The 14,047-nt window shown below is 67.8% G+C and carries 19 protein-coding genes; 8 read left to right on the top strand and 11 right to left on the bottom strand.

What is annotated here, in order from left to right:
• Positions 1–240: 240 nt before the first annotated feature.
• From SNAS_RS37605 to SNAS_RS12870, 3 genes are read right to left on the bottom strand one after another with little or no spacing between them, the layout of a single operon-like run.
• Entirely contained in the window at positions 241–492 is a 252-nt protein-coding gene (locus SNAS_RS37605) for a YrhK family protein (RefSeq protein WP_425281043.1), read from the bottom strand.
• Positions 399–1,145 (bottom strand): SIR2 family NAD-dependent protein deacylase, encoded by a 747-nt coding sequence (locus SNAS_RS12875; RefSeq protein ID WP_013017864.1) that lies wholly within the window; start codon positions 1,143–1,145, stop codon positions 399–401. The genes SNAS_RS37605 and SNAS_RS12875 overlap by 94 nt, the downstream gene beginning before the upstream one ends.
• Positions 1,146–1,155: 10 nt before the next feature.
• Positions 1,156–1,794, bottom strand: coding sequence for a TetR/AcrR family transcriptional regulator (locus SNAS_RS12870; protein WP_013017863.1), 639 nt, complete (start codon positions 1,792–1,794; stop codon positions 1,156–1,158).
• A 60-nt stretch (positions 1,795–1,854) separates the two neighbouring features.
• On the opposite strand from SNAS_RS12870, the gene SNAS_RS12865 reads away from it, so the two are divergent.
• From SNAS_RS12865 to SNAS_RS12850, 4 genes are read left to right on the top strand one after another with little or no spacing between them, the layout of a single operon-like run.
• Positions 1,855–2,799 (top strand): ABC transporter ATP-binding protein, encoded by a 945-nt coding sequence (locus SNAS_RS12865; protein ID WP_013017862.1) that lies wholly within the window; start codon positions 1,855–1,857, stop codon positions 2,797–2,799.
• Positions 2,792–3,607, top strand: coding sequence for an ABC transporter permease (locus SNAS_RS12860; protein WP_013017861.1), 816 nt, complete (start codon positions 2,792–2,794; stop codon positions 3,605–3,607). Before SNAS_RS12865 ends, SNAS_RS12860 begins: the two co-directional genes overlap by 8 nt.
• 12 nt (positions 3,608–3,619) lie before the next feature.
• Positions 3,620–4,441: an ABC transporter permease gene (locus SNAS_RS12855; protein ID WP_013017860.1), complete on the top strand. Its 822-nt coding sequence runs from the start codon at positions 3,620–3,622 to the stop codon at positions 4,439–4,441.
• A gap of 34 nt (positions 4,442–4,475) precedes the next feature.
• Positions 4,476–4,847, top strand: coding sequence for a DoxX family protein (locus SNAS_RS12850; RefSeq protein ID WP_013017859.1), 372 nt, complete (start codon positions 4,476–4,478; stop codon positions 4,845–4,847).
• A 6-nt stretch (positions 4,848–4,853) separates the two neighbouring features.
• On the opposite strand, the gene SNAS_RS12845 is transcribed toward SNAS_RS12850, so the two are convergent.
• Positions 4,854–6,134, bottom strand: coding sequence for an MFS transporter (locus SNAS_RS12845; protein WP_013017858.1), 1,281 nt, complete (start codon positions 6,132–6,134; stop codon positions 4,854–4,856).
• Positions 6,135–6,188: 54 nt separating this feature from the next.
• A complete protein-coding gene (locus SNAS_RS12840; RefSeq protein WP_013017857.1) occupies positions 6,189–6,539 on the bottom strand; it encodes a tRNA-binding protein in 351 nt (116 codons plus the stop codon).
• Positions 6,540–6,642: 103 nt separating this feature from the next.
• On the opposite strand from SNAS_RS12840, the gene SNAS_RS12835 reads away from it, so the two are divergent.
• The 4 genes from SNAS_RS12835 to SNAS_RS12820 all read left to right on the top strand — a co-directional run bounded on the left by SNAS_RS12835 (position 6,643) and on the right by SNAS_RS12820 (position 9,380).
• On the top strand, positions 6,643–7,479 hold the full coding sequence (locus SNAS_RS12835) for an alpha/beta hydrolase family protein (RefSeq protein WP_013017856.1): 837 nt from the start codon (positions 6,643–6,645) through the stop codon (positions 7,477–7,479).
• Between the two features lie 103 nt (positions 7,480–7,582).
• Positions 7,583–7,942 (top strand): DoxX family protein, encoded by a 360-nt coding sequence (locus SNAS_RS12830; RefSeq protein ID WP_013017855.1) that lies wholly within the window; start codon positions 7,583–7,585, stop codon positions 7,940–7,942.
• A gap of 59 nt (positions 7,943–8,001) precedes the next feature.
• Positions 8,002–8,496, top strand: a complete 495-nt coding sequence (locus SNAS_RS12825) for a VOC family protein (RefSeq protein ID WP_013017854.1) — start codon at positions 8,002–8,004, stop codon at positions 8,494–8,496.
• Positions 8,497–8,555: 59 nt separating this feature from the next.
• Positions 8,556–9,380 carry a MerR family transcriptional regulator gene (locus SNAS_RS12820; RefSeq protein ID WP_013017853.1) on the top strand — a complete coding sequence of 275 codons (825 nt, stop codon included), beginning with the start codon at positions 8,556–8,558 and terminating at the stop codon, positions 9,378–9,380.
• A gap of 25 nt (positions 9,381–9,405) precedes the next feature.
• On the opposite strand, the gene SNAS_RS12815 is transcribed toward SNAS_RS12820, so the two are convergent.
• The 6 genes from SNAS_RS12815 to SNAS_RS12790 form a co-directional block, all read right to left on the bottom strand.
• Positions 9,406–10,407, bottom strand: coding sequence for a DMT family transporter (locus tag SNAS_RS12815; RefSeq protein ID WP_013017852.1), 1,002 nt, complete (start codon positions 10,405–10,407; stop codon positions 9,406–9,408).
• Positions 10,404–11,249, bottom strand: coding sequence for an ATP phosphoribosyltransferase (gene hisG, locus SNAS_RS12810; protein WP_013017851.1), 846 nt, complete (start codon positions 11,247–11,249; stop codon positions 10,404–10,406). Before hisG ends, SNAS_RS12815 begins: the two co-directional genes overlap by 4 nt.
• 9 nt (positions 11,250–11,258) lie before the next feature.
• On the bottom strand, positions 11,259–11,522 hold the full coding sequence (locus tag SNAS_RS12805) for a phosphoribosyl-ATP diphosphatase (protein ID WP_013017850.1): 264 nt from the start codon (positions 11,520–11,522) through the stop codon (positions 11,259–11,261).
• Between the two features lie 167 nt (positions 11,523–11,689).
• Positions 11,690–12,157, bottom strand: coding sequence for a 6,7-dimethyl-8-ribityllumazine synthase (gene ribH / locus SNAS_RS12800; RefSeq protein WP_013017849.1), 468 nt, complete (start codon positions 12,155–12,157; stop codon positions 11,690–11,692).
• A complete protein-coding gene (locus SNAS_RS12795; protein WP_013017848.1) occupies positions 12,157–13,374 on the bottom strand; it encodes a bifunctional 3,4-dihydroxy-2-butanone-4-phosphate synthase/GTP cyclohydrolase II in 1,218 nt (405 codons plus the stop codon). Before SNAS_RS12795 ends, ribH begins: the two co-directional genes overlap by 1 nt.
• On the bottom strand, positions 13,371–13,952 hold the full coding sequence (locus SNAS_RS12790) for a riboflavin synthase (RefSeq protein WP_013017847.1): 582 nt from the start codon (positions 13,950–13,952) through the stop codon (positions 13,371–13,373). Before SNAS_RS12790 ends, SNAS_RS12795 begins: the two co-directional genes overlap by 4 nt.
• Positions 13,953–14,047 lie beyond the last annotated feature (95 nt).

Raw genomic sequence — 14,047 nt, 5'->3', positions numbered from 1 at the left:
CTTCCACCCGCGGTCACGTAAGCCCGCTCCGGGCGACCGTCCTCGCAGGCGCACCCCTGCCCTATCTCCAGATCGCAAAGTTCACACCGCGTCGTCATGCTCGGCCCCCTATCGACAGCGGACCTGGCACTTCCGGACCCGCCCGCGAACTGGGCAGTCTAGTAATGCCGTGCACACTCGCCAGCGACGTCGTTCACCGACCATCCTGACCGAAGACGGACGAGAGCATGCCGAGACGACTTAGGTTTCAGAGCTGGAGAGGCCGTAGTGCCCACCAGCGCGTGCGTGCAGCTGGGTCAGGTGGATCTGGCGGATGAGGAGCTGGGCGCTGCCCAGGACGAACATCCAGGTCCCCGCGTGGGTGAGCGCCGGGGAGAAAAAGAAGAAGCTGGGGGAGCTTAGTTGTTCAGGATGGCCGGGAGGGTTTGTCCTATCGGATCGGTGAGGACGGCGTCGGCGCGGTGGTCGTAGGGGGTGGGTTCGGCGTTGCAGATGACGAGTCTGGCGCCGGATTGCAGGGCGATGTCGACCAGACCCGCGGCGGGGTGGACCGTGAGGGAGGTGCCGACCGACAGGAAGAGGTCGCAGCTTTGGGCTGATTCGGCGGCGGCGTAGAGGACGTCGGTTTTGAGTTGTTGTCCGAAGAAGATGGTGGAGGATTTGAGGATTCCTCCACAGGAGAGGCAGGCGGGGTCGTCCTCTCCCGCCGCGACGCGGTCGAGGGTGGCTCGCATGGTGGTGGTGGCGTCGCAGCCCAGGCATTCGACGCCGAAGATGTTGCCGTGGATTTCCAGGACGTTGGTGGGGGTCTGGCCGGCCTTTTGGTGGAGGCCGTCGATGTTCTGGGTGATGAGTTTGGTTAGTTTGCCCCGGGCTTCGAGGGTGACCAGGGCGTGGTGGGCCGGGTTGGGTTCGACGGTCCAGGCTTCGTGTTCGCGGCGGCGGATCCAGGCTCGGCGGCGGATGGCGGGGTCGCGGACGTAGTAGTCGATGTCGACGTATTTGGCCGAGTCGGGGTCCTTGGTCCAGGCCCCGTTGGGGCCCCGGTAGTCGGGGATCCCGGACTCTGTGGACACTCCGGCTCCGGTGAGCACCGTGACGGTGTCGGCTGCGTCGATCCAGTCGCGGACCCGGTTGACATCCATGGGTTCAACCCTATCCAGACGGTTCGCACAGTTGGGTTCGCAGCGTGGTGGTGACCCAGGCGGCCCAGTCGGCGGGGGGCCAGCCTCGGTCGGCGGTGAAGACGAGGAAGAGCTCGGGGCTGAGGAGGCAGTAGAGGAGGTCGGCGGCTCGGGTGGCCGTGAGGGTGGGTTGGGCGTCGGGTTTGGTGATGAGGGTTTCGGCGGCGGTGAGTTGGACCGTGTAGCGGGGGTCGGTGGTCTGGGGCCACATGGTGGCGATCTCGGGGTCCATGGCCACGGCGGTGGCCAGGACCTTGGTGATGGGGGCGACGCGTTCGAGGATGCGGCGGCTGCCGTCGACGTGGATGTCGAGTTGTTCGCGGGCGGTGGGGGTGGCCAGGGATTCCTTGAACCAGTCGCGGTCCATCGTGGCCACCGGTTCGGCGTCGCCCGCGATGGCCACGTCGACGACTTCTTTGAGGAGGGTGCGTTTGTTGCGGAAGGTGAAATAGATCGTTTGGACCGCCACTTCGGCGCGGTCGGCGACGTCCTGGAGCGCGGTGGTGCCGTAGCCGTGTTCGACGAACAGGTCGCGGGCGGCGGTGAGGATCTTGGCCCGGGTGCGCTGGGCTTTCTCGGCTCGTTTGCCTTTGCCCTTGCCGATGGTCATTTCTAGAGTGTATAACTAGAGTTCATCACTAGTGAGTAACTCTAGCGAAATGAGGTCACAGTGAACTCCACCCCCGCCATCGACATCGAGCGGTTGACCAAGACGTACGGCTCGGGCGCCCGGCCCGCCGTGGACGACGTCAGCCTGCGGATTCAGCCGGGCACCGTTTTCGGATTCCTGGGGCCCAACGGGGCCGGGAAGACCACCACCATCAAGATCGCGGCGGGCCTGCTCGCCGCCAGCGCCGGAACCGTGCGGCTCAACGGATATGACGTTGCCGCCCGGCGGTCGGCGGCGATGGCGCAGATCGGCGCCGTCCTGGAGGGATCGCGCAATGTGTACTGGACACTGACGGCCTGGCAGAACCTCATCTACTTCGGACGGTTGAAGGGGTTGCGGAAGGCGGAGGCTCGCGGTCAGGCCACCGAGTTGCTCACCGATCTGGGCTTGTGGGATCGGCGCCATGACCGGGTCGGCGACTTCTCGCGCGGTATGCAGCAGAAGGTCGCCATCGCGGCGGCGCTGATCGCCGATCCGCCGATCGTGTTGCTGGACGAGCCGACGTTGGGGCTCGACGTGGCCGCCACCCGGACCGTCAGGAACTGGATCGCGACGCTGTCGGAAGACCGGGGCAAGACGATTCTGCTGACCACGCATCAGCTCGACGTGGTGGCGGAGTTGTGCGATCGGGTGGCGGTGATCCGTGAGGGGACCATCGTCGCGGATCAGGCCACCGGGGAGCTGTTGTCGCGGTTCCGGCGTCGTGACAGCTACGAGGTCCACATTGAGGGTGTTCCCGCGTTGCCGCCGCTGCCGGGCGGGTTCACCGCCGAGGAGAGTGGCGATTCGACCGTGATCGCCGGGCGGGTGGACGATCCGCGGGTCGTCTATCAGCTGCTGGAGCGGCTTGGTGAGCGCGGCATCGTGCTGCGGTCGCTGGCGCAGGCACAGCCGAGCCTGGAGGACGTGTTCCTCAGTCTCGTCGAGGAGCCCGCCCATGTCTGAGGCACTTGTCGCGCGGCGAAGCGTCGGTTGGTTGTCCATACTGGCCGCTGAGGTCCGCAAGGGACTGACCTCGCAGTTGGCGCATCCGCTGGGTCATGTCATCAGCCTGGTCGTGGGTATGACGATGTACCTGGGTTTGCAGTTCGTGTTGGGGCAGGGGCAGTTGCGCGCCGATCTGCTGCCCCAGACCCTCATCGCCATCGGTGGCTACTGGTTTCTCCAGTACTCGGCGCTGGTGATGGTGTCGGACCTGGTGGAGGAGAAGAACGCGGGCACCTTCGCGCAGTCGCAGATGTCGACGGCGCCGCCGTGGCTGCTCATGGTCGGACGGCTGGTGACCGCGTCGGTGTTCGGTCTGGTCGTCGCGGTGGCGGCTTCGGCGGTGCCCGCCGCGATCGCGGGTATCGCGATCCCGTGGCGTTGGGCGGCGCTGGTGCCCTATGCGTTGCTGCTCATCGGGATCCTGGCGTTCACGTACATCCTGGCCGCCGTCGCGATTCGGACGCCCATGGTCGGTGTGCTCCAGTCCCTGTTCACCGCGCTCATTCTGCTGCTCAACGGCGCGTTCCTGCCGCTGTCGCTGTATCCCGAGTGGCTGGCGGCGGTGGCGCGGCTACTTCCGACCACTATGGGCATCGAGGCGGTCAACGAGGTGCTGTTCGACGGCGCCACGCTCGCGCGACTGTGGACGTCGGGGAGCCTGCCGCTGTTGGTCGTCCACACGGCGGTGCTCGTCGGGATCGGCGCCGTTCTGTTCTCCCGCAACCATCGCCGGGCCGTCCGTGACGGCAGCCTCGGCCAGTACTGAGAGGGATTAGACATGTCCATCGTTTATTCGACGCGGCCCCGGTTGCTGGGCGGTTTCGGCAATGAGATCGGCAAGGGGCTGGCCGACCTGGTCGCGGGCTGGCGTGGCCTGGCCGTTCAGATGATCACCTTTCCGTTGTTCTACCTGCTCATCGTGTTGTTCATGGGACGCGGGCAGCTGCGGGCCGAGCTGCTGTTGCCCGTCGGCATCGGCATGGTGGCGTTGACGTTCATCCACGAGCAGGTGAACCGGATGTTCTGGAGTTACCAGGGCGATATCCAGTCCGGTGTGCTCGAACAGACCTACCTCACGCCGCTGCCGTCGTGGGTGCTGATCCTGGGACGCCAGATCGCGTCCATCGTGGCCGCGTTGCCCACAGCGCTTTCGGTGGGGGCGACGGGGTACGTCGCGATCGTGGCGAACGGGGGAAGTGTCCACTTCGATCCACGGGTGGTGGTGCCGTTGGCGGCCATCGCCGTGGGCACCTGTGGGCTGGCGTTGGTCCTGTGTGGGTTGACGCTGGTGTACAAGCGGATCCAGATCATCACCCAGGTGTCGGTGGCGGTCTACGCGATCGCGGGCGGGACGCTGGTTCCGCTGACCGACATGCCCGGGTGGACCGCCGTCGTGGCCAGGCTCGCGGTGCCGATCGCGCCGGGTATCGAGGCGATGCGCGACATCCTGCTCGACGGCGATTCGCTGGCCGGGCTGTCCACCGGCTGGGGCCCGGGATGGCTGCTGCTGCAACCGCTGCTGATCGCCGGAGCGGGGGTGCTCGTCTTCTCACGCCTGGAACGGATCGCCAAACGCCGCGGCACCCTCGGCCGCTACTAGACCGTCGACAAACCCTCACCAGAACGGAATAGCCATGAACCTTGCACTGTGGATCGTCCAGATAGTTCTCGCCGTCGCGTTCGCCGCGATCGGTGCCCTGAAGACCACCCGGCCAAAGAACAAGCTCGCCCCGATGATGCCGTGGGTCGCCGACTTCTCCCCCGCGACCGTGCGCTTCATCGGCGCCGTCGAACTGCTTGCCGCTGTGGGGCTGATCGGGCCCGCGGTCACCGGTGTCGCCACGATGCTGGTCCCGGCCGCGGCCGTGGGGCTGGCGGTGACGATGCTGCTGGCGGCAGTCGTTCACGTCCGGCGCGGGGAGGCCAGTGCGGTCGTCGTCAACGTGGTGTTGCTGGCGCTGGCCGGGTTCGTCGCCTGGGGACGGTTCGGCGCGTACGCGTTCTGATCACCGTCATTTCTCGTCGGACGGGGCCCGGTACCGCCAGAAGGACGGCAGCAGGGCCACGGCCGCGAACACGCAGATGACGACGAGAATGCCGCCGCCGGTCGCGGCCACGGCGGTTCCGGCACCGGCGGCGGCCCAGCCGTGGGTGAGGTCGGCGATGCGGGGGCCTCCGGCGACCACGACGGTGAAGGCACCCTGCATCCGGCCGCGCATCTCGTCGGTGGCCGCTGTTTGGAGGATCGCCTGCCGGTAGATGGAGCTGACCATGTCGGCGGCGCCGCCGATCACCAGGAACATCGCTGCCAGCCACAGGTTGCCGGACAAACCGAAACCGGCTACGGCGAGACCCCACACCGCGATCGAGATGGTGACCGCGACGCCCTGTCGGCGCACTTTGGACACCCAGCCGGACAGCAGGGTGATGACAAGGGAACCGATCGGAATGGCCGCGAACAGCCAGCCAAGGGCCAGGCCGCCGCCGGGCGGGTCACCGAAGGTGCGCTCGGCCATCTCGGGGAACAGTGCCCTGGGCATACCGGCGACCATCGCGATGATGTCGACCACAAAGGACGCCAGCAGGACCTTCTTGACCGCCATATAGCGGAAGCCGTCCAGGACGTCACGGATGCCCGCGCGCCCGAACGTGCCCGACAGCGGCGGCAGCGCGGGAAGGCGCCATACCGCGATCATGGTAAGCAGCAGCGTTATCGTATCGATTCCGTATAGTGTGGATAGTCCGATGACGGGCATGAGCGCCCCGGCCGCCAACGGGCCGAAGACGGCGGAGAACATGAACATCGAGCCGTTCAGGGCGGCGGCCGAGGGCAGCAGTTCGGCGGGGACGAGCCGGGCGACCACGGCGTTGCGGGTGGGCATGGTGATGCCGAAGAACGCCTGGTTGCAGGCCAAAAGCACCAGCACCAGCCACACCGAGTCGAGGCCCAGGAAGGTCTGTAGCCACAGCAGTCCGGACACCACGGCGATTCCGGCGTTGCCGATCAGCAGGAGTTTGCGCCGGTCCATCGCGTCGGCGATCGCGCCGCCCCACAGTCCGAAGATCAGCAGCGGCACCAGCGCGACCGCTCCGGTGAGGCCGACCCAGCCGGAGGAACCGGTGATGTCGAAGATCTGTTTGGGGACGGCGACGGCGGTCAGCTGGCTGCCGAAGCCGGTGACGATCGTCGACATCCACAGTCGACGGAACGCGGGGATTCGCAGCGGCCGGGTGTCGACGATGATGGCGCTGAGAGCTTTTCGGGCGCCGCGGGGTCTCGTCGATTGGCTCACGAGGGCTCACCCTATGCGAATTCGGGTGCGGCGCCCCTGTGATCTGTGCCGCCCTCAGGACAGTCGCAGGCCGGGTTTGACGTCGCGGTCGGGTTGCACCAGAACGACTTCGCCGTCGGCGTTGGTCAGTCCCAGCACCAGGACCTCGGACATGAAGTCGGCCACCTGCCGGGGCGGGAAGTTCACCACCGCCAGGACCTGCCGTCCCACGAGTTCCTCGACGCGGTACAGCGCGGTGATCTGGGCGCTGGACTTGCGGGTGCCGAGTTCGCCGAAGTCGATCCACAGCCGAAAGGCGGGTCTGCGGGCCTTGGGGAACGGCTCGGCCCGGGTCACGGTGCCCACCCGGATGTCCAGGGCGGTGAAATCGTCGATGGTGACCTGCGGCGCGACCGGTTCGTTCATGGGGACCGAGTCTAGGAGCGATCGCCCCGCGAGCGGCAACCGGTTTTCGACGGACGGGACGTCGGCCGGACCACAAGTCATTACTCGCGGGTAACATGGCGGCGTGGCCGATTACGAGCAGCACTACATCGACGGTGACCGGTACCGGCTGGGCGTGCACCGGTACCCCAGCGCCGCCGAGCGCGCGGTGATCATGCTGCCCGCCATGGGCGTGCCCGCCGGGTACTACCGACGGTTCGCGTTGCAACTGCGGGAGTTCGACTGCGACGTCAGCATCGTCGACCTGCGCGGCACCGGCTCCAGCACCCCCAAACCCGCCCGGCGCGTCAACTTCGGTTACGGCGACCTCGTCAACGACATCTCGGCGTTCTACGAACGGCTCGCCCCCGACGTCGACGGCCGTCCGGTGCTGCTGCTGGGACACAGTCTCGGCGGCCAGCTGGGCCTGCTGCACCAGGCGCTGCGCGGCAGCGCCGGCATCGACGTGAGGGCCGCCGCGCTGATCGCGTCCGGGCTCCCCTACCACGCGCTGTACGGGCGGCGCTCGATTCCGTTGTACGCCATCGCTTCGGGCATGTCGGCCGCCTCGGCGATCCTGGGCCACTGGCCCGGTTACGGCTTCGCCGGACGGCAGCCCCGGCGGCTCATCCGCGACTGGGCCCACACCGTCCGAACTGGACGATTCCCGGACCTCGACGGCCGCGACACCGAGGCGGCGCTGGCGGAGCTGAAACTGCCGGTACTGGCGATCACCGTCCAGGGCGACCCGCTCACTCCCCCGGTGACCTCGCGGCACCTGACCGGCAAACTGGCCGCCGCCGAACTGGAGACCCACCACTACCGGCACGACGAGGCCGGTGCCCGGCTCGACCACTTCACCTGGGCCCGCAACTCCGAGCCGTTGACGCGGCGGCTGCGCGACTTCCTCGACCGCGCCTGAGTCGCGACGGACACCGGGTGCGATGAGTCGTGAATTCGTCACTGCTGAATAATTCTTGGATCCCCGTCAACTTTCAGTGACCAACCGGCAAGCAAGGCCAGCCATGACGATCGCGTCCACCATCCTTTCCATCGCCCTGATCGCCTTCTTCGGCTCGCTCGGCGGCGCCAAACTGGTGCTGGCGCCCTCGGTCGTCGAGCACGTCACCGCGCTCGGCTTCTCGATGAGAGCCTGCCGGATCATCGGTGGCCTGGAGATCGCCGCGTGCCTGGGCCTCATCGTCGGCTTCTTCTGGGAACCCGTCAGCCTCGTCGCCTCGCTGGGCCTGTTCACCCTCATGATCGGCGCACTGCGGGCCCAGTTGTGGGCGGGCATCGACATCAGGACCGCTCTGCCCGCCGTGTGGCTCGGCGCGGTCGCGCTGGCCGCCACGGTGATCACCGCCGTCAACCTCGCCGTGTGACCGACGTCACTCCACATCGGTTTGACCCTCACGCGACGTGAGCCCCGACGATTCAGGGCATGAGCGAATTCAAGACACCGGTCCCGAACCCGGCCCTCGACGCGGTCGCCCCCGACGTCTACCGCGAGATCTACGGCATGCCGATGTTCACCATCGTGCCGACGGCTGATCTCGAGGCGTCCAAGGACTTCTGGCTCGACGGACTGGGCTTCATCGACCTGTTCAGCATCCCCGGCGGGGTCACCCACCTGCGGCGGTGGGCGTTTCAGGACGTGCTGCTGGTTCCGGGCGAACCCCCGGCCGAGGCACCGGCGCAGAGCCTCAACTTCGCGTGCGTGCTCAGCCAGATCGAGGAGGTCCGGCAGCGCTGCGAGAAGCTGGTCCCCGGTTGCACCGACGGCCCGCGCGAGATGCCGTGGAACTCCGTCGAACTGACCGTCATCACGCCGGAGAACGCACGGATCGTCATGACCGCCGCGCGACCCATCGACCCGAACAGCCAGATGGCCGCCGACTGGCGCGCCGTGGGCATCCCGATCCCGGAGAACCCGTGACAAGCGTCGGCTGGCCGATGTCGGCGGTGCGGCCCGGTCTGGTGAGCGACACTGGTGCGATGACCGGTGACGACACCCGAGGCGGACCGCCCGCCGACACCGACGGCCTCACCGTCGGCCGAACCGCGAACCTGGTCGGGGTCAGCATCCGCACGCTCCACCACTGGGACTCGATCGGCCTGGTCAGCCCCAGCGACCGCACCTGGGCCGGATACCGGGTCTACTCCAACGAGGACATCGCCAGGATCCACCGGGTGCTGGTGTACCGGGAGCTGGGCTTCGAACTGGCCCAGATCGGCCGGATCCTGGACGATCGTGGAGTCGACGCGACCGAGCACCTGCGTCGACAGCGCGGCCAGCTGGTCGAGCAGATCGATCGACTCCGCTCGATGGTGGGCTCGGTGGACCGAATGCTGGCCGCCGCGCGCGAGGGCATGCGACTCACACCCGAACAGCAGGTGGAGATCTTCGGAACCGACTGGCGGCCCGAATGGGTCGACGAAGCCCGACAGCGCTGGGGCGACACGACGCAGTGGGCGCAGTACTCCGAGCGGGCGGCGGCGTTGTCGACGGCCGAGTGGGAGCAGGTCGCGTCCGAGACCAGGGCGTTCGAGGCGGACCTGTCGGACGCGAAGCGTTCGGGCGTCGAGCCGGGAACGGCGGCGGCCAACGCGCTGGCGGAACGGCATCGAGCCCTGATGTCGACGTACTTCGACTGCACCCACGCGATGCAGGTGTGCATGGGTCGGATGTTCGTCGAGGACCCCGGTTTCGCCGAGCACTACGACAAGCTCGCGCCCGGCCTGGCGGTGTGGCTGCGCGAGGTGTTGTTCGCCAACGCGCGAGCCAACGGCGTCGACCCGGCCACGGCAGTGTGGGAGTGACCCGAACCAGTAGGCGTCCTCGCGGTCAGTCGCGTTTCGCGGCGGCCGCGCTGATGTCGGCGTCCGGCGTGGCCTCGGCCCTTGCCTTGCCGCGACCGGTGATCGCCACCGCCGCGGCCGTCAGCACCAGCCCGGCCACCAGCCACGGGGACGGCGTCACACCCAGCGCGACCACGTCGATGACCAACGCGCCCACCAGCTGACCGGTGAGGATGCCCAGCGCCATGCGCAGCACCCCGATCACCTTGATGGCCAGCATCGAGAACACCACCAGCAACGACCCCAGCGGTCCACCCAGGTACAGCCACGGCTCCGACGGCAACCGCGACAACGGCAGTCCGTCGACCACGGCGACGACACCGACGATCAGGTACAGGACGCTGGTTCCGGCCACGAAGTTCACCATGCCGGTCGACAACGGATTGCCGGTCACCTCGTTGACCCGGCCGTTGAACGCGCCCTGCAACGCCAAACCCGCACCGATGACGACCACGAACGGCACCAGCCACCACAAACCGGTGGCCAGGTCCCGGCCGACCTGAGCCACCGCGATGGCCACGATCGCCAACGCCGCCCCGGCGAGCCGAGGCCGGGTAACCCGCAACCGACCCGACGGACCCAAACCGACCGCGTCGGTTCCCAAGGCCCCCATGGTGTTACCGCAGACTTGCGCCACAGTGAACAAAGCGACGCCCATGAGCGGAACCGTCAGGGACCCGGCGAACACGTACACGGCGCCGAACAGTCCCCCGGTGTACATCCACAGTGGCAACCGCTGCCGCCAAGCCCGCCGCAAGCCCTCCCGCACCCGGGAAACCGTCGCCAGCGACACGACGAACAACACCCCGCCCAGCGAGTTGCTGATCGCGGCGGCGGTCAACGGCGAGTCGAGCCGCTGCCCCAGCTCCCCGTTGATCGCCGCCTGCCCAGCGGCACAAGCACCCCCCGCGACCACCAACGCCAACGCCGCCCACACCGGCACGACAAGCCGAGACGGGGCGCCACGCGGTCGCGGGACGGTCGTCATATCCGGCACGCGTGAATGTCGGTCACCAGGATTCCCCTGGCCCCCAACTCATACAGGTCATCCATGATCCGGTGCACCTCGGCGCGCTCGGTCATCGACTGCACCGCCACCCACCCCTCACGGTGCAACGGCGAGATCGTCGGCGACTCGATCCCCGGCGTCAACGCGCAAGCCCGCTCCAGATCCTCGGCGAGCACATCGTAGGCGAGCATCACGTAACTGCGGGCCACCATGACGCCGTGCAGGCGCCGCAGCAGCTGGTCCTGGGCCCCGTTCGAGCTGCCGCCACGGCGACGGATCAGGATGGCCTCGGACTCCATCAACGGTTCCCCGAAGATCTCCAGGCCCGCCTGCCGCAGGGTGGCGCCGGTGGACACCACGTCGGCCACCGCGTCGGCGACCCCGAGCCCGACGGCGTTCTCCACCGCGCCGTCCAAGTGCACGACGGTGGCGCTGACCCCGTTGGCGGCCAGGTTGGCGCGCACGACGCCGGTGAACGACGTCGCGATCCGCTTGCCCTCCAGGTCGGTGACGGTGGACGCGGTACCGGGACGGCACGCGTACCGGAAGGTCGAGCCGCCGAAGCCCAGGGCCATCGTCTCCTCGGCCTCGGCGGCGGAATCGACCAGCAGGTCGCGTCCGGTGATGCCCAGGTCGAGGTCGCCGGAGGCGACGTAGGTGGCGATGTCGCGGGGCCGCAGGTAGAAGAACTGAACGTCGTTGGCGGTGTCGGTGGCGGTCAGGTCGCGCGCGGCCCGACGCTGCCGGTAACCGGCCTCCACCAGCATCTGGGTGGCGGCCTCGGAAAGAGAACCCTTGTTGGGTACAGCGATACGCAGCATCAGTCGTCCTCACAGGTGCTTGTAAATGTCGTCAAGGGACAGTCCGGTGGCGAGCATCAGCACCTGCAGGTGGTACAGCAGCTGCGAGATCTCCTCGGCGGTGCGCTCGCGGCCCTCATGCTCGGCGGCCATCCACACCTCGGCGGCCTCCTCGACCACCTTCTTGCCGATCGTATGGACCCCGGCGTCCAGCGCTGCGACGGTTCCCGAACCCGCGGGCCGAGCCTCCGCTTTGGCGGACAGCTCGGCGAACAGCTGCTCAAAAGACTTCACGAGGCGACATTCTGTCAAGACCACTGGATGGGATGCCAGGCGGTTTGGCGGAAGTGACGTCTGTCGATGCTGGTTACGGTGGGATGGGTCGGCCATCGCTGAAGTAACGTTCGGGGCGCCCCGGCCAAGCCGGAACGCCCCGAACACAGCTAGCGGATATCAGCCCATCACAAAGCCCGAATCGCCAACGCCGCGTCCAAAGCCGCGACGGTAGCGCTCCACCCCTTGTCCTCGGACGAATCCGGATACCCGGCCCGATCGATGGCCTGAGCGTCGTTGTCCACCGTCAGCACACCGTGAGCCACGGGAGTAGACGCGTCCAGCGCCACTCGAGTGAGCCCCTCCGTGACGGACTTGCACACGTAGTCAAAGTGCGCGGTATCGCCACGCACCACCACGCCGAGCGCGACCACAGCGTCATAGTTGCGCGCGAGCGCTTGGGCCACAACGGGAAGCTCCACCGATCCCGCGACATGCACAACCGTCACGTCCGAGACCCCGCACGCCTTGGCCGCAGCCTGAGCGCGCTCCGTCATCTGTCCGACGAGCTCGCCGTGCCAGCGGGTCGCGACGATACCGAGGCGCAGGCCAGCGGCGTCGACGGTCTCAAGGTCAGGCGATCCGTGTCCAGCCATCACACACTCTCCAGGTCGTCGAGAAGGTGGCCCATCCTGTCGCGCTTGGTGCGCAGGTAGGCAAGGTTTTCCGGGCGCACGGCTCCGGCCAGCGGAACCCTACCGGTGACCGAGAGGCCGAAGCCTTCGATCCCCGCGCGTTTGGCGGGGTTGTTGGTCAGCAGGCGCATCGACTTGACACCGAGGTCGGCCAGGATCTCGGCTCCGGTGCCGTAGTCACGGGAGTCGGCGGGCAGACCCAGGTCCAGATTCGCGTCCACCGTGTCGCGGCCCTGGTCCTGGAGTTCGTAGGCCCGCAGTTTGTGGAGCAGGCCGATGCCCCGGCCTTCGTGGCCGCGCATGTAGAGGACGATGCCCCGACCTTCGGTCGCGACCGCGCGCATGGCGGAGTGGAGTTGCGGGCCGCAGTCGCAGCGCAGTGAGCCGAAGGCGTCGCCGGTGAGGCATTCGGAGTGGACTCGCACCAGGACGTCGGTGCCGTCGCCGATGTCGCCGCACACCAGGGCGACGTGTTCGGAGCCGTCGAGGTCGGCGCGGTAGCCCACGGCGGTGAACTGGCCGTGTTCGGTGGGCAGGCGGGTTTCGGCGACCCGGGTGATCTGCTTCTCGGTGCGGCGGCGGTGCGCGACGAGGTCGGCGATGCTGATGACGCGCAGGTCGTGTTCGTCGGCGAACGCGCGCAGGTCGGGCAGGCGCTTCATGGTGCCGTCGTCGTTGACCATCTCGCACAGGACGCCCGCGGGGCGCAGGCCCGCCAGGACGGCCAGGTCGATGGCGGCCTCGGTGTGGCCCGGACGGCGCAAGACGCCGCCGTCCTTGGCGCGCAACGGGACCATGTGGCCCGGGCGGCGCAGGTCGGTGGGTTTGGTTTCCGGGTCGGCCAGCAGCCGGATGGTGCGGGCCCGGTCGGCCGCGGAGATTCCGGTGGTGATGCCGCTGCCCGCGTCGACCGTGACCGTGTACGCGGTGCCGCGCGGGTCCTGGTTGACGGTGTGGGCGGGCGGCAGTTCGAGCCGGTCGGCGTCGGCTTCGGTGAGTGGGGCGCAGATGTAGCCGGAGGTGTAGCGGACCATGAAGGCCAGCAGTTCCGGGGTGGCCTTCTCGGCGGCGAAGATGAGGTCGCCTTCGTTCTCGCGGTCCTCGTCGTCGACGACCACGACGGGGCGTCCGGCGGCGATGTCGGCGATAGCGTCGGGGACGGAATCCAGCATGCTCATGACTTGGCCTCCAACAGCTTTTCCACGTGCTTGGCGATGATGTCGGTTTCAATGTGGACCGGGTCGCCGGGTCGCTTGCGGCCCAACGTGGTCAGTTGCATGGTGGTGGGGATGAGGCCGACGCTGAACTCCTCGCCCTTGACCGCGACGACGGTCAGCGAGACACCGTCGATCGTGATCGATCCCTTTTCGACGATGTACTTGGTGAGCGCCTCGGGGACCCGGAAGGTGACGGTCTCCCATTCGGCTTCGGGTTCGCGGCGCAGGATCTCGCCGACAGCGTCGACGTGGCCCTGGACGAGATGCCCGCCCATGCGGGTCGACAGGGTGGCGGCGCGTTCCAGGTTGACCTGGTCGCCGGGTTTCAGCGTGTCCAAGGCGGTGCGTTTGTAGGTCTCGCCCATGACGTCGACGGTGAAGACGTCGTCGGTGACGGCGGTGACGGTGAGGCAGACGCCGTTGACGGCGATCGAGTCGCCGTGGTGGGCGTCGGAGGTGATGAGCTTTCCGCGTATCGACAGGCTCGCGGGGGCCGTGGCGACGATCTCGCCGAGCTCTTCGACTATTCCTGTGAACATTCCTCGTGCTTCCTTTACCTGCGGTAATGGTCACACGGCAGGCGGGGAAACAGCGAGTCGCGTACACAGGGGAACGTCGGTTCCCAGGCGTACAC

Source organism: Stackebrandtia nassauensis DSM 44728 (assembly GCF_000024545.1).
In the GTDB taxonomy this organism is placed as follows: Bacteria; Actinomycetota; Actinomycetes; order Mycobacteriales; family Micromonosporaceae; genus Stackebrandtia; species Stackebrandtia nassauensis.
This window is presented reverse-complemented; position numbering and strand designations above follow the sequence as displayed.